Source organism: Streptomyces sp. NPDC090106, assembly GCF_044747265.1.
GTDB lineage: Bacteria > Actinomycetota > Actinomycetes > Streptomycetales > Streptomycetaceae > Streptomyces.
On sequence record NZ_JBIVDS010000003.1, the window covers coordinates 74,742 to 91,674 of the forward strand.

Consider the following 16,933-nt stretch of genomic DNA (forward strand, 5'->3'; position numbering starts at 1 on the left):
GTCACTTCTCCCGGCGGCGGAGGGCGGCGTACTGGGCCGCGGAGGCGAGGATGACGAGGGCGAAGAAGACATAGCTGATCGCCGAGGCGTAGCCGAGCCGGTAGCCGGTGAAGCCGACGTCGTACATGTATTCGATGACCGGGCGGGTGGAGTTGTCCGGGCCGCCCTTGGTGAGCAGGTAGATCTGGTCGAAGACCTTCAGTGAGGCGAGGACCTGGAGCACGGTCACGACGACGGTGATGCGGCTGAGCTGCGGCAGCGTGATGGAGAACAGGCGGCGCCAGGCGCCCGCGCCGTCCAGCGCCGCGGCCTCGTAGAGGTGGTCGGGTACGGACTGGAGGGCGGCGAGGTAGAGCAGGAAGTTGAAGCCGACGGTCCACCACAGCGTGGTGAGCACGATCGCCCACATCGCGACGGACTTGTCGCTGAGCCAGGCCACGGAGTCGAGGCCGACCGCGTTGAGGAGCTGGTTGTACAGGCCCAGGTCGCCCTGGAAGAGCCAGGCCCAGATGAGGGTGACGACGCCGACGGGCAGCAGGTACGGGGCGAAGAACGCCAGGCGCCACACCCACTGGCCGGGCAGTCCGGTGTGGACCAGGAGGGCCATGCCGAGGGCGACGACGACCAGCGGGACGGTCGACAGGACGGTGAACCACACGGTGTGGCCGAGCGCCCGCCACATCTCGGCGTCCTGGAGGGCCTCGGAGAAGTTGTCGAGGCCGATGAAGCTGGGTGCGTGGGCCGACAGCGAGGTGTCGGTGAAGCTCATCCACAGACCCTGGGCCAGGGGCCAGACCATGAAGAGGGCGAAGAGGACGAGGAAGGGCAGGGCGAACAGCAGGCCGGGGGAGAGGATCCGGCGCGCCGGGAGCGTCCCTGAACGGGACGGGGCGAGGGGAGAGGACATCGTTGTGCCTCCTGCGCGGATGGTTCGCGGCCGGATCAGGCCGGGCTGGGCTTGGAGAGGAAGGTGTCGAGACGCCGTACCATCGCGCGGGCCGCGCGGTCCGGGGTCATGTCGCCCAGGAGCGCCTGCTGGAGGACCTGGGACATGGCGTTCTGGAAGTCGGAGCCCGCTCCGGCGAACCAGGCCGCCGGGTCGAGGACGACGTGGTCCGCGGCCTGGGCGTAGTGCGACTGCGGCTTGAGCGCCGCGTACTCGGCGGTCTCGGTGACCGGGGTGTAGGCGGGGATGTGGCCCGCGGTGGCCCAGATCTGCCCGGCCTTCAGCAGCGCGGCGACCGCGCGGTGCGTACGGTGCCGGTGCTCCTCGTCGGGGTGGTCGCGGCGGGGCAGGACGAAGGAGTGCGAGTCGGCGTAGACGGCCGGGGTGCCGAACACGGTGGGGAAGGGCGCCGCGCCGACGTTCTTGTCGGTGGACCGGAAGGTGCCCAGCTCCCATTCGCCGGACAGGATCATCGCCGTCTGGTTGTTGACGAAGGAGGCGATGGCGGAGGCGTAGTCGAGGCTCCGGGGGTTGACGGTGCCGTCGACGATCTTCGCCATGAAGGCGATGACCGTGGCCATCCGGTCGACGTCCACCTCGGCGGGGCCGCCCTCGGGCAGTTCGAAGCGCCCGCCGGTCTGGTGGTAGAGGCCGTAGAAGAGCCGCCAGCACTGGGCGGTGTCGGTGACGTAGCCGAACGCGATGCCCTGTTTCCCGGACGCCTTGGCGAGTTCCTTGCCGGCGGCCAGGAACCGGTCGGGGGAGGAGAAGGCGTCCGTGTCGAGGGTGCCGTCGGCGGTGAGCAGACCCGCCTTCTTCGCCGGTTCCGGGTGGTAGAAGACGATGAAGGGGTGGGTGTCCAGGGGGATGGCGTAGGTCTTGCCGTCGAACCGGGTGCGCGACCAGACGGCGTCGGCGAAGTCGTCCGGGGCGATGCCGTACTCCGCCAGCACGCTCAGGTCCCACGGGTCCAGGAGCCCGGTGGGCGCGTACCCGGCGAGCCGTGACATGTGCGAGACGGCGACGTCGGGTCCCCGGCCGCCCGCGGAGGCCATGGCGAGCTTGGTGTAGTAGGGCGTGCCCCACTCCAGGACGGTGCGCTCGACGCGTGTGCCGGGCATGTCGGGCCCGGCCTTGGCCACCATGTCGTTGAGCAGGCCGCCGTCGGCGCCGCTGAACAGGTCCCACAGCCGGACGGTGGAGCCGTCGTCGGCGGCGAGGGCCGAGCCGCAGCCGGTGAGCGCGCCGGCGCCGAGCGCGGTCGCGCCGGCGGCGAGGGCTGTCGTCAGGACGCGGCGTCTGGTCGGCCCGTGGCGACCGACCTGGGCGGGTGTGCCGGTCATGGTGTTCCTTCCCGGTGGGCTGGGGCGGCGCGGGGACCAGGGGTCCCGCGCCGCCCCAGCCCACCACAGGCTCATTCGGAGGTGCGTGATGCGGATCGCGGGTTACCGGTCGCCGCCGCTTACATCGATGTAAATCTCGGACAGGGTGTGCCCCTGCGGGAAAGCGGTGGAGCGGGGCGGGGCTAGGGCTTGCTCTCGTAGGCCGCCGGGCGCAGCTGGGCCGCGCGCAGCAACGCGGTGTCGGCCTTCTGCGAGCGGTCGAAGCGGTAGACGCCGTTGCGCTCCTGGAAGACGTCGGTGAGCTGGGTGTAGCAGTAGCCGAACATGCCCGGGTCGCCGAGCAGCACGCCGGTCAGCCCCTGGAAGCGGTCCACGAACTCAGCCTCGGTGCGCGGCCGTTCGCCGTACCCCCAGGAGTTCGCCGCGTCGTCGCCGGCCGCGGCGGCGGCCTCCGGGTCCCACCAGATCCCGCCGAACTCGCTGCAGAAGTAGGGCTGTCCGCGGTACGGGACGGACCAGGTCCGGCCCTCGGGACCCGTGTTGACGTACGGACGGTTCTCGGCGAGCCCGTCCATGATCTTGGCGAACTCCGCCGGGTCCTGCTCGTAGCAGTGCGAGTCGTAGACGTCCGTCTCCGGCACCCGGTGCGCGTAGCCCGAGGCGTCGATGACCGGCCGGGTCGGGTCGGCCTGCTTGGTGGCGAGGAACATGCCGCGCGTGACGTCGTCCAGCACGGTGATGCGGTCGTGCAGGTTCTGGTACGTCTCGTTCAGCGGGCACCAGCCGACGATCGACGGGTGCGAGTGGTCGCGCTCCAGCGCCTCCAGCCACTGCGTGACGAACGAGGCGTCGGGCCGCTGGTTGTCGTCGCGTACGCCGGTCTCGCAGCCCCAGTCGCCGAACTCGCCCCACACCAGGTAGCCGAGCCGGTCGGCGTGGTGGAGGAAGCGCTCCTCGAAGACCTTCTGGTGCAGCCGGGCCCCGTTGAAGCCGGCCGCGATCCCCAGCTCGATGTCCCGCAGCAGGGCGGCGTCGCTGGGCGCGGTCATCAGACCGTCGGGGTAGTAGCCCTGGTCCAGGACCAGCCGCTGGAAGATCCGCTCGCCGTTGAGGAGCAGCTCCTTGCCGCGCACGGACACCGAGCGCAGTCCGGCGTAGGACCCGACGGAGTCGACGACCGCGCCGTCCGGGCCGAGGACCTCCAGGGCGAGGTCGTACAGGTGCGGATCGTCCGGGGACCAGGTGCGCCGCCGTTCCTCGGGGACGGTGAGGACCAGGCGGGGGCGCAGGTCGAGGTCGGCGCGGCCCTCGGCGGTGACGACGGCGCCGTCCGCGTCGGACAGCGTGGCGCGCACCCGGTGCCCGGCGGCGTTCGCGGACAGCGGCAGCTCAACCAGGAAGGAACCGGTGGCCAGGTCGGGAGTGATGCGGGGGCGGCCCAGGGCGACGGTGCGGGGGACCGGTTCCAGCCACACGGTCTGCCAGATGCCGGTGGTCCGGGTGTAGTGGCAATGGGTGTTGGCGTACCAGGTGGCCTGCTTGCCGCGGGCCTGCACGGTGTGGCGGCTGTCCCGGGCGCGCACGACGACGGTGAGTTCCTCGCCGGCCGTGGCCACGTCGCCGAGGTCGGCGGTGAAGGGGGTGAAGCCGCCGCGGTGCCGGGCCACCTCCTGGCCGTTGGCCCACACCGTGGTGTCGTGGTCGACGGCCCCGAAGTGCAACAGGACGCGGGAGTCGGCCCACCCGGCGGGCACGGTGACCGTGCGGCGGTACCAGACCGCCTCCAGGAAGTCGGTGTCCCCGACACCGGACAGCTCCGACTCGGGGCAGAACGGGACGAGGATGCTGCCGGTCAACTCGCGGTCTCTCAGACCGCGTTCCAGGCCGCTGTCGGACCGGTCGATCTCGAACTGCCACACGCCGTTGAGATTCAGCCAGGCGTCCCGGGTGAACTGGGGCCTGGGGTACTCGGGGCGGGGTGGCTCGTCCGGGAGGTACGGGTCGGGCATGGTGCTCCTCGTGGCGAGAGTGCAGGTCGGTGCGGTGCACGGAGGGTGCGGACCGTGCGAATGACGCATGGTGCGGATGGTGCGGGCTCATGGCACCATGCCGATTACATCGATGTAAATAGCTCGGGCGCAGATTCTGAGGAGTCGAGTGGCCGGAAAGCGCTCTCCGTGATCGGTATGATCACCGGAGTTCGGAAGGAAGTTCAGCGTGGCGGCCAGACCGAGGATCAAGGACGTGGCGGAATACGCCGGCGTCTCGCCCAAGACCGTCTCCAACGTGATCAACAACTACGAACACGTCTCGGAACGGACCCGCACCACCGTCCAGGAGGCGATCGACGCCCTGGGCTACCGGGTGAACATCGCGGGCCGGCAACTGCGCCAGGGTCGCACCGGCATGATCACCCTCGCCGTGCCCGAGCTGGACGTCGCGTACTTCTCCGAACTGGCCCGGCACGTCATGGAGGCCGCCAAGCTCCACGGCCGCACCGTCCTGATCGACCACACGGGCGGCGAACGCGACCGCGAACTGGCCGCGCTGCACGGTTTCGACACCCAGTTCTGCGACGGCGTGATCCTCAGCCCGCTGTCCCTGCTGCCCCGCGACCTTGCGACGCGCGACCGCCGTCTTCCCCTGGTGCTGCTCGGTGAGCACCCGGCCGAAGGGCACACCGACCACGTCGGCATCGACAACGTGCGAGCCGCGCGCGAGGCCACCGCACACCTCCTGGCCCGGGGGCGTCGACGCGTCGCGGTCATCGGCGGCACCCTGCGCGGCCGGCAGGGCACCGACCGGCTGCGCACCGACGGCTACCGCGAGGCCCTGGCCGCGGCGGGCCTGCCCTTCGAGGCCGACCTGGTGGTGCCGGTCGAGGCCTACCACTGGCGGGACGGCGCCGAGGCGGCGGCCCGCCTGGCCCGGGAGCCGTCCCCGCCGGACGCACTGCTCTGCCTCAACGACAACCTCGCGCTCGGCGCCCTGCGCGCCCTGTACGAGGCCGGGGTGCGGGTGCCCGCCGACCTCGACGTGATCGGCTTCGACGACATCCAGGCGTCCCGTTTCAGCGTCCCCAGCCTGAGCACCGTCTCGCCCGACAAGCGGGAGATCGCCCGCGCGGCGGTCGCGCTGCTGCTGGACCGCGTCGACGCGCCGGACTCCGCGGTGCCCTACCGGGACGAGGTGGTCGGGCACCGGATCGTGGTGCGGGAGAGCAGCGGGGGCTGACCGGCGCTCCCGAGTGAGCCCGTGCCCCGTCGGCGACGCGCCCTCGCGGGGTCGCGCTTGCATCGGTGGAGGAACGTGTCCGGGCACCGCTCCGTCATCGCTACTCGGTGATACCGTGTAGTGGTACTCGGTACTACGCAGTACCGGCATGGTGGAGGAGCCCGGGGATGGACGACCTGACGGAGATGCTCAAGGGCACGCTCGAAGGATGCGTGCTGGAGATCATCGGTGCCGAGGAGACCTACGGTTACGCCATCACACGGCGGTTGAACGAGCTCGGCTTCGTCGACGTCATCGAGGGGACCGTGTACACCATCCTGCTCCGGCTGGAGCGGAACGGCCTCGTCCAGGTGACGAAACGGCGCTCCGAGGTCGGTCCGCCGCGGAAGTTCTACGTGCTCAACGACGCCGGACGCGAGGAGCTCGCACGGTTCTGGGCGAAGTGGCAGTACGTGTCGGCACGCATCGACAGACTCAGGGAGGGCGGGAGATGAACTTCTGGGAGAAGGTCACCGGCAGCGATCTCACCAGGCAATGGCAGGCGTTCGAGGCGCGGGCCGAGCAACTGCCCGCGGACCACCGGGCGGCGTGGGGACAGATCGTCAACCACCTCTTCCCCTACGGGGACTTCACCGGGCGCAACCTGATGCCGATCCTCGACGGCGCACTCGGCCTGCTCGAAGTGGCCGCGGCGGACGGACAGGATGTGCACGAGGTGCTCGGCGACGACATCCGGGGATTCTGCGCCGCGCTCGCCGGCGGAGAAGGCGCACGGACCTACCGCGACCGGTGGCGCGAGCAGTTGAACAGGAACGTCGCGAAGAAGCTGAGCAGGCTGGGAGGCTGACGTGGGCATCCAGGACATCATCGAGGGCAAGAATCAGTGGCGGGCGCACCTGGCCCGGGTCAAAGCCCTTCCGCCGGACTACCGGATCGTCTACAAGGAGATGCAGAAGTACCTCTTCAAGGTCGGCCCGGTCAGCCTGCCCGAACTGCTCCCCGGGCTCCTCGACTTCTTCGAGGAGGGTGCAGCGGCGGGCAGGGGAGTCCTCGACCTCGTCGGCACCGACGTCGCCGCGTTCTGCGACGACCTGGTCAAGGACTCACCCACCTACGCGGACGTCTACCAGGCGTCCCTCGCCGCCGAACCCGGCGCGTCCGAGCAGTAGTTCAGCCGAGCTTGCGGCAGTACAGCGCGTCCGGCGTTCTGGACGACCCCAGCCGGCCCGTGTACGCGATGCCGGCCGCGTACTCGTCGTCGGCGCACTGCCCCTTGTAGTGGCCGTTCGCGAAGTCGCCGCCCTTGGGTCCCGTGCCACGGTTGTCGCCGCGGTCGAACCAGACGGTACGGCCGTCGGTCCCGAGCCGTCCGGGCGCGGCGGTCGCGCACAGGGCGGAGGAGACGGCGGCGCCGCGCACGCTGTAGCCGATCAGGAAATCGCCCTCGGCGCACTGGAGTTTGGTGTACCCCGAGGCCCAGTCCCGGCCCGACACGACATGGCGTTCGTCGACGACCTTCTCGTGCCCGTCGGCCGCGGCCCACAGTGCCGTGGCGGTGACGTCCGAGCACAGGCCACGGTTGCCCGTGTGGCTCAGCCCCAGGAGCCGCTGCCCGTCCGGGCAGACCGCCTTGCGGGCGCCGGAGTCCCAGTCGGACAGGGCACGCATGCGCCGGGACTGGATGAAGTCCGCGTGATCCGGGCTCAGTTGACCCCACTCCGACACCTGGGCGACGGGGCCGGTGCGCCCGGTCGCCGTGAGCAGCCGGGTCCAGGCCGCGGCCCGCCAGTCGTCGCCGTCGTACAGCCCCATGCGGTGGCCGGCCGAATCCCAGTGCAGCAGGGCCCAGCCGTTGCCGGTGCGGTTCTCGTGCCAGCCCACGAGGGGCCAGTACGCGAAGTCGGCGTCGTTGCGGATCAGTTCGTCGACGAAGTTCTCGAACCAGGCCCGCTGCTTCGCGCCCGTCTCCTCCCGGCCGCCGACGCCGAACTCGCTGATCCAGACCGGCGCCGTGAAGTGCTGGTCCTGCTCGGCGGTGACGAAGAAGGCCTGGCGGTAGAGGACCTGGGTGAGCTCGGCCGGGCTCAGGTCGCGGTAGCGGGGGTCGGTGGTCTCGCCCGTCCCGGTGGCGCCGGTGTGGTTGGGCCCGGTGTAGTCGTAGAAGTGCGCGGAGTAGACGAGCTTGCCGGAGTCGACGAGCGTGTGCGAGAGGCGGCGCGCCGGTTCCAGGGTGGGACGTTCGTGCGCGAATCCGTCGATGGGGATGCCGGTCCAGTTGATGCCCTCGACGATGATCAGCAGATCGGGTGAGGCCTCGGTGAGGATGCGGTCGCCGACGTGCTGCGAGGCGGCGAACCAGTCGTGGTTGTCGCCCAGGCCCCAGTTGGGGTCGTCCCAGACGGTGCGGCGCACCTCGTTGTAGAGATCGGCGCCGACGACGCGCTTGTTGTCCCGGTAGCGGCGGGCCATGAACAGCCAGTCGTTCTCCCAGGTCTCGGTCGACTGGCTCGCGTTCCAGCGTTCGTTGCCGTCCACTCCGCAGCACCAACGGGTCGTGTTCGTGTGGTTGTTGAGGATGACGGCGAGACCGGCGGCGGTGAGGTCGCGCACCACGGTGTCGTACACCTGGAGCGGGGTCATGCCGCGCAGCGCGGGATTCGCGGCGACGGCGTCGTCGGTGACGGGGCGCGTGTCGTGGATCATCTCGTTGGAGAAGGGCAGTCGGATGCTGTTGATCCCGATCTCCTGGAAACCGGCGATGATCTCGGCGACGGGCGCGCGGTCGAGGCCGAGCGGCACCCGGCCGGAGTTCTCACCGGCGTGATGGTTGGCGTCGACCTCGACGTCACCCGAGCCGTTCCACGTGCCGCTGGCGCCGTGCCAGTTGCCCGAGCGCAGCTTGAACCGGTTCCCGTCGGCGTCGACGATCCAGCGGCCTCGCGTGCTCAGCGGTGGCGTCCAGTCGGCCGCACTCGACAGGGGCGCGGCGGACTCCGCTTCCGGCACCGTCTGCGCCGGTGCGGCCGGTGCGGGTGCCAGGAACAGCAGGAGCACGGCGGCCACTGTGGCCCGGACCAGGGTTGCGCGCACGGTCACCGTCCGACGAGTCGATTGTCATGACAGCGTCATCATGGCGAGTGTGGTCGGAATGGTCCAGTCCTTCGGCCGAATGCGCCGAGTCGGACGGCTCCGGAAGGCCGGCCGTGCGGCCCGCGTCCCTCCGGCGTCCTCAACTGGCGCTGCTGTGGGGCCTGTTACCGCTGCCCGGCCAGCTGCGCGAGAGCGAGCCCGTGCGCGCGCTCGCGGGCCTCGGCGGCGGCGCAGGCCTCGTCCGGCTGCACCCCCGTCCCCTCCCAGTTCGTGCCGGAGACGGGGTTGACGGCACGGCCCGTGGGGATGCTCGCCTCCAGATGCGGGTGCACCGTCCAGCCCTCGCGCGGGTGTGCGCCACCGAGGGTGCGCTCGCCGACGACGACGGCACGCCCGAGCTGTTGCAGGTCGTACGCGAGCTCTTCGGCGGCGGAGAAGGTGGCGCCGCCGGTCAGCACGTACAGAGGCTTGCTGCCACCGAAACGGGCACCGGGCACGTGGGGCTGGCTCCAGGACTGCTCGGTGCGTTCCCCGGCACGCCAGTACATGGTGTTGAGGTGCGTGCGCCGGTCCAGCAGGTGGCTGCAGACGAAGGCGACCGTGTCCGGGTCGCCGCCCCGGTTGCCCCGAAGGTCCACGATCAGTGCCTCGGCGCGCGAGACCAGGGTGAGCGCGGCGCTCAGCGGTTCGGCCGCCCACTCCAGCGGGAACAGCATCGGCGCCAGTTCCAGCAGGGCGACGCCACCGTCGAGCAGCTCGACCCGGGGCGCGCCGCCCAGCGAGGTGGCGAAGTCCCGGCGTATGGACTCCAGTTTCGCCGCCCCCTGCGCGCGGGAGACGGGGTCGGCATGGTGCTTCAGGGCGAGGTGCCGGTCGTCGTTGACGGACTGGAGGTCCGCCGTGACGAGCCGGGCCAGCTCCTCGGCGTCGCCGACGGCGTAAGCACCCTCGGCGAGGCGCTTGCGCAGCAGGTCGGCGAGGTGTGCGGCGGTCTCGGGGAAGACGTAGTGCTCGGTCACCAGTCGGGCGACCTCGTCGATGACGGAGCCCGGATGAAAGGGTGTCGGAGTCGGCATGGCAGGGAGTAGAGCACCGGCCTTGCGAAAGCGTCAAGAAGATTAGACACTTTCGCCATGCGTGATCAGCCCTCCTACCCGCCGCCTCCGGACGACGTCCTGGAGATCAGCGCGCCCGAGCAGTTCGCGGCGCTCTCGCACCCGTTGCGCCAGCGGCTGCTCTTCGCCCTGGGGCAACGCCCCGCCACCACGAGCCAGTTGGCGGCGCAGCTCGACGCGAGGAAGGGCAACGTCGCCCACCATCTGAAAGTGCTGCGCGAGGCCGGGCTGGTCCATGTCGCCGAGACCCGTCAGGTCCGCGGCGGCACCGAGCAGTACTACCAGCGCACGGCCCGCCGCATGATGGTCGCCGAACCCCGGGCGGCGGGCACGGCCGCCATGCTCACCGCGGTCGCCCAGGAGCTGGACCGCGCACCCGTGGACCCTCACCTGACCCTGCGTCATCTGCGTCTCAGTCCCGCGAAGGCGCGAGAACTCGGTGACACCCTGGTCAAGTTGGTCGACGAGGCGGACGAGGACACGGAGGGCCGGCCCGTGCACGGCGTGCTGGTCGCGCTGTATCAGCAGGCTCCACCCGGAGGGCACGTTTGACTTGTCCCGCACGGTGGGTCGTACGGCAACCGGGGAACGTAGCGGGTCCACTGCTCCCGGCTCAACGCCCCCGAACTGCCCGCGCAGATGCGGCTGATGGCGGACTCGACGTCCAGGTTCCAGAGCGTGGCCACACCGTCGTCGGTGGTGGCGGCCAAGGTGCGGCCGTCCGGGCTGAACGCCAGGACGGCGGCGAATCCGGTCTGCACCGTCAGCGGTCGGCCGATCGCCGTGGGGTGGTCGGGATCGGCGACGTCCCACAAGTGGACGGCGCCGTCGTCGGTGTGACCGGCCGCCGCGAGCGTGCGTCCGTCGGGGCTGAACGCCACCGACCACAGGCTGCCGCCGGGCACGGTCAGCGGACTGCCCCTACGGGTCGGACGGTTGGGGTCGGTCGCGTCCCACAAGGTGACGGTGCCGCGGCTGTTGCCGAGGGCGAGGGTGCGGCCGTCCGGGCTGAACGCCACCCAGGTGCTGGTGGCCGTCGGCTGGTCGATCTTCTCCCCGACACGGACCCCGGGGTCCGTCGTGCTCCACAGACCGACGGTGCCGTTCTCGCTGCTGTCACCGCCGGCCGCCAGGATCGAGCCGTCGTGGTGGAACGACAGGGACGACACCGATTCCGTGTCGGAGTCGGAGATGGTGCCCTGGGGTTCGGGTGCCGCGGGGTCGCTGACGTCCCACAGGGCGATGGCGCTGCCCTGTCCGTCACCGGCCGCCGCCAAGAGGTCGCCGTCAGGGCTGAAGACCAGGGAGAAGACGTCCCCGTCCGCACCGGTGAGGGGCTCGCCGAGCCGGACGGGACGACCCGGGCCGGCGATGTTCCACAAGGTGACGGTGCCGCCGCCGTCGCCCGCGGCCAGGGTGCGCCCGTCCGGGCTGAACGCCACGGCGTCCACCGGGTCGTCCGGTCCGGTGAGCGGTTCACCGCGTGGTGCGGGGTTGTCGGGATCGGAGATGTCCCACAGCGAGACGGTGCTGTTCTGGTTTCCCGCGGCCAGTGTGTGCCCGTCGGGACCGAACGCCACCGACGCCACATTGCCGCCCCCGCCGGCGATCCGGGTCGGCGGCAGACTCCACGGATCGACACTGCCGTCCGGGGCGGAACGGGGCGGCGGTCGGCCGGGTGGCGACGCAGAGGAACACTTCCGCTCGGGCCCCGCGTCCGGATGCGAGAACCACCCGGCCGGACTGGTGATTTCATCCGCTGCGGCAATCTGCGGGAGAAGTCATCGGCCCGGCGGCGGCGCTCTGGCTTCACTACTGGCATGGATGGATCACACACCAATCACACGAATCACTCCAGCAACTCCAGCCACTCCGGTCGCACGAGCTCCGGCACCGGTCCTCATCCCCGATCCCGGCTCCGCCCCCACATCGTCTCCCAGTGCTACCCGCACACTTCGGGACTGGTGGTTCATCTGTGCGACGAGATCGACCTCCACAGCATCACGATGCTCAGCGCCATCATGCGCAAGTGCCGCGCCGACGGTACGCACCATCTGACGCTCCACCTGGACGAGGTGACCTTCTGCGACTCCAGCCTGCTGCGCGAGATGGCGCGGTGGGAGAAGGACGGGGGAAGCTGCGTCTTCGCCTCGGCCAGCGCTGCGGTGGAACGCCTGTACGAGGCGGCGGGCGTCCCTTTACCCGCTGCGCCACCGGCCCGCCGTCACGCCGGAGAACCAGGTGACGGCGGAGGCACGGCGGTCAGACGGGCAGACGGGGAACGCTGTCGATGAGACGGCGGGTGTAGGAGTGGGCGGGAGCGCTCAGGACCTGTGCCGTGTCGCCCTGTTCGACGACCCGCCCGCGTTCCAGCACGGCCGTCCGCTCACACAGCGAGGCCACGACCGACAGGTCGTGCGAGACCATCACCAGCGTGAGGCCGCGCTCCTGCTTCAGCTCGGCCAGCAGGTCGACGACCTTGACCCGGGTGGTCACGTCGAGCGCGCTGACCGGCTCGTCCGCGAGGAGCACGCGGGGATCGCACACCGTGGCGCGGGCGATGGCGATGCGCTGACGCTGGCCACCGGAGAACTCGTGCGGGTACCGCTCGGCGGCATCGGCGGGCAGGCCGACCCCTTCGAGCGCGGCGGCCACCTTCCCCGCGGCCTCCGCCTTCGTCCCGACGCGCAGCGACCGCAGGGGCTCGGCGACGATCGAGCCGACCCGGCGGCGCGGGTCGAGGGAGGAGTAGGGGTCCTGGAAGACGCACTGCACGCCGCGCCGGAAGCGGCGCATCTGCTCCCGGTCGCGCAGGGACAGGGCCTGGCCGTCGAAGCGGACGCTGCCCCGGGTGGGCTGGGCCAGCCCCAGCAGGAGGCGCAGCAGGGTGGTCTTCCCGGCGCCGGACTCGCCGACCAGCGCCAGGCTCTCGCCGGGTGACACGGACAGGGACACGTCCTGGACGACGTCGGTGCGGGCGCCCCGGTAGCGCGCGCTGACGTCGTCGAGTTCCAGCACGGCGTTCACGGGGCGCTCCTCAGGTCCAGGGCGGACTCCAGGCGGCGGGCGCTGGCCACCAGACGGCGGGTGTACTCCTCGCGGGGAGCGCCGACGATGTCGCGCACGGCGCCCTCCTCGACTGCCCGGCCGTCCTTCATGACCAGCGCGCGGTCGGTGACCTTGGCCACGACGGCGAGATCGTGGCTGACGAACAGCACCGCCATCTCGCGCTCGCGGACGAGGGTGTCGATGAGGTCGAGCATCTCGGCCTGCACGGACACGTCCAGCGCGGTCGTGGGCTCGTCGGCGATGAGCAGCCGGGGTTCGCACGCCAGGGCCGCGGCCAGCGCGACACGCTGGCGCTGACCTCCGGAGATCTCGTGCGGGAAGGCGCGCGCGATGCGCTCCGGCTCGGGCAGCCGTACCTGTGCCAGTGCCTCGAAGGTGGCGGCGCGCAGCTTCGCGCCCTTGAGGCCGGTACGGCGGGCCAGCGGACCGGCGACCTGACGGCCGACGCGCATGAGCGGGTCGAGGGCGGTCAGCGGCTCCTGGAAGACGATCGCGGCGTCCCGGCCGCGCACGCCGGTGAGGTGCCTGTCGGCGGCGCCGATGATCTGGGTGCCGGCCAGGAGGATGCTCCCGGTGGCGGTCATCTGTTCGGGCAGCAGGCCCAGCAGGGCGAGCGTGGTGAGCGACTTGCCCGAGCCGGACTCGCCGATCAGCGCGAGGCGGTCTCCGCCCGCGAGGCCGAAGGACAGGTCGTGGACGAGGGGGCGTCCGTCGGCGGTGGTCACCGACAGGCCCTGTACGTCGAGGAGCGTCATGCCCGCCTCCCGCGGGTCGCCGGGTCCAGGACGTCGCGCAGGCCGTCGGCGACGAGGTTCACGCCGATGACGAGGAGCACGAGGAGGACGCCGGGGGCGAGAGCGCCCGCGGGCGCGGTGGTGAAGGTGGCCTGGGCTTCCTGGAGCATCCGGCCCCAGGAGGCGTTGGGCGGCGGCGCGCCGAGGCCGAGGTAGGACAGGCCCGCCTCGGCGAGGACGGCGAGGCCGAACTGGAGGGCCAGGTTGACCGCGAGGGTGGGCCAGATGTTCGGCAGGACGTGGCCGAGGACCGTGCGGGGCCAGGACGTTCCCGAGGTGCGGGCGGCGGTGATGTAGTCCTGGGTGAGGACCCGCTTGACGAGGATGCGCACCAACCGGGCCACCACCGCGCTCTGCGCCAGCCCGATGGCGAGGACCGCCGAGCTCAGGGTGGCGGACCGGGCGGCCACGACGAGCATCGCCAGCAGGAGGGTGGGGAAGGCGATGAGGATGTCGAGGAACGCCGAGAGGGTGTCGTCCAGCCAGCCCTGGGCGAACGCGGCGAGGACACCGAGGGTGACACCGATCAGCGCGGCCACGGCCACCGAGCCGAGTCCGGCCGCGAAGGCGATGCGCGCGCCCGTCATGAGCTGCGTGAACAGGTCCCGGCCGAGCTTGTCGGTGCCCAGCAGATGGCCGTCACCGGGTCCGGCGAGCCGCCCGCCGGACGTGTCGTCGGGGGAGTAGGGCAGCCACAGGAACGACGTGAGCGCCAGCAGTGCGACCAGGGCCGTCACCACGCAGCCCACGATCAGCGTGACGGAGCGACGACGGGCGCGCGGACCGGCCGTCTTGCCGGCGGGCTTCGCGAGCAGGTCGGTGGTGGTCATCGGGCGCCTCCCGAGAGCCGGCCCCGCAGCCGCGGGTCGATGATGCGCTGGACGAGGTCGGCGAGGAACCCGATGAGCAGCACGGCCAGGGTGGAGACGAACAGGACGCCCTGGATGACCGGGTAGTCGTGCTGGGCGATGCCGGTGGCCAGCAGGGAGCCGAGGCCGGGCAGCGCGTACACCGACTCCACGACGACCGCGCCCAGCAGCGTGGACGCGAGTTCGATGCCGAGGATGGAGATCACCGGGATGGAGGCGTTGCGCAGTCCGTGGCGCCACATGGCGGTGCCGAAGCTCTCGCCGAGCGCGCGGGCGGTGCGCAGATAGTCGCTGCCGAGCACGTCGAGGGCGGCGGACCGGACGTAGCGGATCAGGGAGGCGCTCATCACCAGGGCGATGGTGACGACGGGCAGGACCAGCGAGCGGATCGCCTCGCCCGGTACCGCCCAGCCGTCCTGCGGGAAGCCGCCCGACGGGAGCCAGCCCGCGTTCAGGGCGAACACCGCGATGAGGATCATGCCGAGCCAGAAGACCGGTATGGCGATGCCCAGTTGGGAGACGCCGCTGAGCAGGGCGCCGTACCAGGTGCGGCGCTTGTGGGCGGCGACGAACCCGGCGGGCACGGCGATCAGGACGGCCAGCACGAACGAGGCCAGCGTGAGCGGCACGGTGACGTTCAGCCGGGCCGTGACCTCGGGCCCCACCGGCAGCGAACTGACGAAGGAGGTACCGAGGTCACCGGTCGCCAACTGCCCGAGCCAGTGCGTGAACTGCTCGGGCAGCGGGCGGTCCGAGCCGATGGCGTGACGGGCCGCCGCGATCTGCTCCGGGCTCGCGCCGACCGAGGTCAGCGCGTTGGCGGGGTCGCCGGGCAGCAGGCGCAGCAGCACGAACAGCACCACGCTCGCCAGCGCCAGCGACACCACCAGGAACGCCAGACGGCGCAGCAGGTAGCGGGCCATCAGCCCTTCTTCTTGATGTCGTAGGCGTAGAACTGCGAGTTGAGGCCGTTGAGGGGGTAGCCGGAGAGCTTGGTGCTCGCGACGACGATCTGCGGGTAGAGGTAGAGCCAGTCGCTGGCCGCGTCCGCCGCGGTCTTCTCGTTGACCTTCTTCAGCAGCGCGGTCTGCTCGGCCGTGCTGGAGGCCTCCTCGGCCTCCTTCACCCACTGGGTGACCTGCTTGTCGTCGTAGCCCCAGTAGAAGTCCGGGTTGCCGTACCAGACCAGGTCGCGGTCGTTGACGTGCTCCTGGAGCGTGGCGGTGAAGTCGTGGTTCTTGTAGACCTTCGTGTACCACTCGTCCGGCGTGATCGTGTTGATCTTGACGGTGATGCCGACCTTCGCGAGCTGCGACTTGATGAAGGTCGCCGCCGTGGGGTGCGGGTCGTAGTTCGGGGTGTCGAGGGTGAAGGTGAAGCCCTTGGCGTAACCGGCCTCGGCGAGCAGCTTCTTGGCCTTGGCGACGTCGTAGGCATTGACGTCGGTGAGGTCCTCGTACCACGGGTCGGTGGGCGGGACCATCGAGCCGATGAGCTTGCCGTAGCCGCCCCAGACGGACTCCAGCAGCTTCTTGTCGTCGATCGCCGCCGAGACGGCCTGGCGGACCTTGACGTCGGTGAACGGCTTGGCCTTGTCGTTGAAGGCGAGCAGCAGCTTGGTCGTCGAATTGCCGTCGTTGACCTTGTAGTTCTGGTTGCTCTTGAACTGGTCCAGGGCGTCCGGGGACTGCTCGCTGGTCACCACGTCGACGGCGTTGGTGAGCAGCGCGTTGTTCAGCGCCGTGGCGTCCTTGAAGTAGTGGAAGACGACCTTCTTGTTCGCGGCGGCGTCGCCCCAGTAACCGGCGAACCGGTTCAGGCTGAGCGCCGAGCCGCGCGTCCACTTGCCGAGGGTGTACGGGCCCGTGCCGTCCTCGGAGGTCTTCAGGTCCTTCGCCTCGGAGTCGATGATCCAGACGTAGGAGAGGTTGTAGATGAAGGAGATCGACTTCTGCGACAGCGTGACCTTCACGGTCCGCGCGTCCGGAGTCGCGACGTCCTTGATCACCTCGAGGTTGCTCTTGCGCGCCGACTGGGAGTCGTCCGCGAGGACCTTCTCCAGGCTGTACTTGACGTCCGCGCTGGTCAGTTCCTTGCCGCTGTGGAACTTCACGCCGTCGCGCAGGGTGATGGTGTACGTCAGGCCGTCCGCGCTCGCCTGGTAGTCCTGGGCGAGGAGCTTCTCGACCTTGCCGTCGTCCGTGAGCTTGAACAGGCCTTCGTAGACGTTGCCGTTGAGGGCCTCGGTGACGCCCTGGCCGCCGCCGGCGGTGTTGTCGAGGTTCTGCGGCTCGTACAGGGAGCCGATGTTGACGGTCGCGTTCTTGTCCCAGGTGCCACCGGAGGCGCTGCCGCCGGCGGAGCCGCCGCAGGCGCTCAGGGCGAGGGAGAGGGTGGCCGCGGTGCTGACGGCGTACAGGTGCGACTTCTTGATGCTCATGATGAGGGCGCTTTCGTGCTGCGGCAGGGTGCT

General features: G+C 70.7%; 17 protein-coding genes. 6 read left to right on the forward strand and 11 right to left on the reverse strand.

The window, feature by feature from the left end:
• Position 1: 1 nt before the first annotated feature.
• From ACIPSE_RS10275 to ACIPSE_RS10285, 3 genes are all read right to left on the reverse strand, one after another.
• Positions 2 to 907, reverse strand: coding sequence for a carbohydrate ABC transporter permease (locus tag ACIPSE_RS10275; RefSeq protein ID WP_401659982.1), 906 nt, complete (start codon positions 905 to 907; stop codon positions 2 to 4).
• 35 nt (positions 908 to 942) lie between these two features.
• A complete protein-coding gene (locus ACIPSE_RS10280) occupies positions 943 to 2,289 on the reverse strand; it encodes an extracellular solute-binding protein (protein ID WP_401659984.1) in 1,347 nt (448 codons plus the stop codon).
• Positions 2,290 to 2,471: 182 nt separating this feature from the next.
• Positions 2,472 to 4,298, reverse strand: a complete 1,827-nt coding sequence (locus tag ACIPSE_RS10285) for a glycoside hydrolase family 2 protein (protein ID WP_401659987.1) — start codon at positions 4,296 to 4,298, stop codon at positions 2,472 to 2,474.
• Between the two features lie 208 nt (positions 4,299 to 4,506).
• Here ACIPSE_RS10285 and ACIPSE_RS10290 point away from each other — a divergent pair, with 208 nt between their 5' ends.
• The 4 genes from ACIPSE_RS10290 (at position 4,507) to ACIPSE_RS10305 (ending at position 6,692) form a co-directional block, all read left to right on the forward strand.
• On the forward strand, positions 4,507 to 5,523 hold the full coding sequence (locus tag ACIPSE_RS10290) for a LacI family DNA-binding transcriptional regulator (protein WP_401659989.1): 1,017 nt from the start codon (positions 4,507 to 4,509) through the stop codon (positions 5,521 to 5,523).
• 167 nt (positions 5,524 to 5,690) lie between these two features.
• On the forward strand, positions 5,691 to 6,017 hold the full coding sequence (locus tag ACIPSE_RS10295; protein WP_401659992.1) for a PadR family transcriptional regulator: 327 nt from the start codon (positions 5,691 to 5,693) through the stop codon (positions 6,015 to 6,017).
• The gene (locus ACIPSE_RS10300) at positions 6,014 to 6,370 is read left to right on the forward strand and encodes a DUF1048 domain-containing protein (RefSeq protein ID WP_401659994.1); all 357 of its coding nucleotides are present in this window, start codon (positions 6,014 to 6,016) and stop codon (positions 6,368 to 6,370) included. Before ACIPSE_RS10295 ends, ACIPSE_RS10300 begins: the two co-directional genes overlap by 4 nt.
• A gap of 1 nt (position 6,371) precedes the next feature.
• A complete protein-coding gene (locus ACIPSE_RS10305) occupies positions 6,372 to 6,692 on the forward strand; it encodes a DUF1048 domain-containing protein (protein WP_401659996.1) in 321 nt (106 codons plus the stop codon).
• Between the two features lies 1 nt (position 6,693).
• On the opposite strand, the gene ACIPSE_RS10310 is transcribed toward ACIPSE_RS10305, so the two are convergent.
• The gene (locus ACIPSE_RS10310; RefSeq protein WP_401661696.1) at positions 6,694 to 8,613 is read right to left on the reverse strand and encodes a glycoside hydrolase family 5 protein; all 1,920 of its coding nucleotides are present in this window, start codon (positions 8,611 to 8,613) and stop codon (positions 6,694 to 6,696) included.
• 164 nt (positions 8,614 to 8,777) lie between these two features.
• Entirely contained in the window at positions 8,778 to 9,689 is a 912-nt protein-coding gene (locus ACIPSE_RS10315) for a S41 family peptidase (RefSeq protein WP_401659999.1), read from the reverse strand.
• Between the two features lie 57 nt (positions 9,690 to 9,746).
• Between ACIPSE_RS10315 and ACIPSE_RS10320 the strand changes: the two genes are divergently transcribed.
• Entirely contained in the window at positions 9,747 to 10,280 is a 534-nt protein-coding gene (locus ACIPSE_RS10320; protein ID WP_401660001.1) for an ArsR/SmtB family transcription factor, read from the forward strand.
• Here ACIPSE_RS10320 and ACIPSE_RS10325 read toward each other — a convergent pair.
• Positions 10,250 to 11,317, reverse strand: coding sequence for a WD40 repeat domain-containing protein (locus ACIPSE_RS10325; protein WP_401660004.1), 1,068 nt, complete (start codon positions 11,315 to 11,317; stop codon positions 10,250 to 10,252). The genes ACIPSE_RS10320 and ACIPSE_RS10325 overlap by 31 nt on opposite strands.
• A gap of 231 nt (positions 11,318 to 11,548) precedes the next feature.
• On the opposite strand from ACIPSE_RS10325, the gene ACIPSE_RS10330 reads away from it, so the two are divergent.
• Positions 11,549 to 12,022 (forward strand): STAS domain-containing protein, encoded by a 474-nt coding sequence (locus tag ACIPSE_RS10330; protein WP_401660007.1) that lies wholly within the window; start codon positions 11,549 to 11,551, stop codon positions 12,020 to 12,022.
• Here the strand turns inward: ACIPSE_RS10330 and ACIPSE_RS10335 are convergent.
• From ACIPSE_RS10335 to ACIPSE_RS10355, 5 genes are read right to left on the reverse strand one after another with little or no spacing between them, the layout of a single operon-like run.
• The gene (locus ACIPSE_RS10335) at positions 11,991 to 12,755 is read right to left on the reverse strand and encodes an ABC transporter ATP-binding protein (protein WP_401660009.1); all 765 of its coding nucleotides are present in this window, start codon (positions 12,753 to 12,755) and stop codon (positions 11,991 to 11,993) included. The genes ACIPSE_RS10330 and ACIPSE_RS10335 overlap by 32 nt on opposite strands.
• The gene (locus ACIPSE_RS10340; RefSeq protein ID WP_401660012.1) at positions 12,752 to 13,552 is read right to left on the reverse strand and encodes an ATP-binding cassette domain-containing protein; all 801 of its coding nucleotides are present in this window, start codon (positions 13,550 to 13,552) and stop codon (positions 12,752 to 12,754) included. The genes ACIPSE_RS10335 and ACIPSE_RS10340 overlap by 4 nt, the downstream gene beginning before the upstream one ends.
• Positions 13,549 to 14,421: an ABC transporter permease gene (locus ACIPSE_RS10345; protein ID WP_401660014.1), complete on the reverse strand. Its 873-nt coding sequence runs from the start codon at positions 14,419 to 14,421 to the stop codon at positions 13,549 to 13,551. Before ACIPSE_RS10345 ends, ACIPSE_RS10340 begins: the two co-directional genes overlap by 4 nt.
• Complete coding sequence (locus ACIPSE_RS10350) at positions 14,418 to 15,383, reverse strand: ABC transporter permease (protein ID WP_401660016.1); 966 nt, start codon at positions 15,381 to 15,383, stop codon at positions 14,418 to 14,420. The genes ACIPSE_RS10345 and ACIPSE_RS10350 overlap by 4 nt, the downstream gene beginning before the upstream one ends.
• Positions 15,383 to 16,900 (reverse strand): ABC transporter substrate-binding protein, encoded by a 1,518-nt coding sequence (locus tag ACIPSE_RS10355; protein WP_401660019.1) that lies wholly within the window; start codon positions 16,898 to 16,900, stop codon positions 15,383 to 15,385. The genes ACIPSE_RS10350 and ACIPSE_RS10355 overlap by 1 nt, the downstream gene beginning before the upstream one ends.
• Between the last annotated feature and the right edge of the window lie 33 nt (positions 16,901 to 16,933).

Bases quoted from the DNA above. Each gene is read 5' to 3' on its own strand.
- ACIPSE_RS10275 (WP_401659982.1), bottom strand. From the start codon at position 907: ATGTCCTCTCCCCTCGCCCCGTCCCGTTCAGGGACGCTCCCGGCGCGC.
- ACIPSE_RS10280 (WP_401659984.1), bottom strand. From the start codon at position 2,289: ATGACCGGCACACCCGCCCAGGTCGGTCGCCACGGGCCGACCAGACGC.
- ACIPSE_RS10285 (WP_401659987.1), bottom strand. From the start codon at position 4,298: ATGCCCGACCCGTACCTCCCGGACGAGCCACCCCGCCCCGAGTACCCC.
- ACIPSE_RS10295 (WP_401659992.1), top strand. From the start codon at position 5,691: ATGGACGACCTGACGGAGATGCTCAAGGGCACGCTCGAAGGATGCGTG.
- ACIPSE_RS10300 (WP_401659994.1), top strand. From the start codon at position 6,014: ATGAACTTCTGGGAGAAGGTCACCGGCAGCGATCTCACCAGGCAATGG.
- ACIPSE_RS10315 (WP_401659999.1), bottom strand. From the start codon at position 9,689: ATGCCGACTCCGACACCCTTTCATCCGGGCTCCGTCATCGACGAGGTC.
- ACIPSE_RS10320 (WP_401660001.1), top strand. From the start codon at position 9,747: ATGCGTGATCAGCCCTCCTACCCGCCGCCTCCGGACGACGTCCTGGAG.
- ACIPSE_RS10330 (WP_401660007.1), top strand. From the start codon at position 11,549: ATGGATGGATCACACACCAATCACACGAATCACTCCAGCAACTCCAGC.
- ACIPSE_RS10340 (WP_401660012.1), bottom strand. From the start codon at position 13,552: ATGACGCTCCTCGACGTACAGGGCCTGTCGGTGACCACCGCCGACGGA.
- ACIPSE_RS10345 (WP_401660014.1), bottom strand. From the start codon at position 14,421: ATGACCACCACCGACCTGCTCGCGAAGCCCGCCGGCAAGACGGCCGGT.
- ACIPSE_RS10350 (WP_401660016.1), bottom strand. From the start codon at position 15,383: ATGGCCCGCTACCTGCTGCGCCGTCTGGCGTTCCTGGTGGTGTCGCTG.
- ACIPSE_RS10355 (WP_401660019.1), bottom strand. From the start codon at position 16,900: ATGAGCATCAAGAAGTCGCACCTGTACGCCGTCAGCACCGCGGCCACC.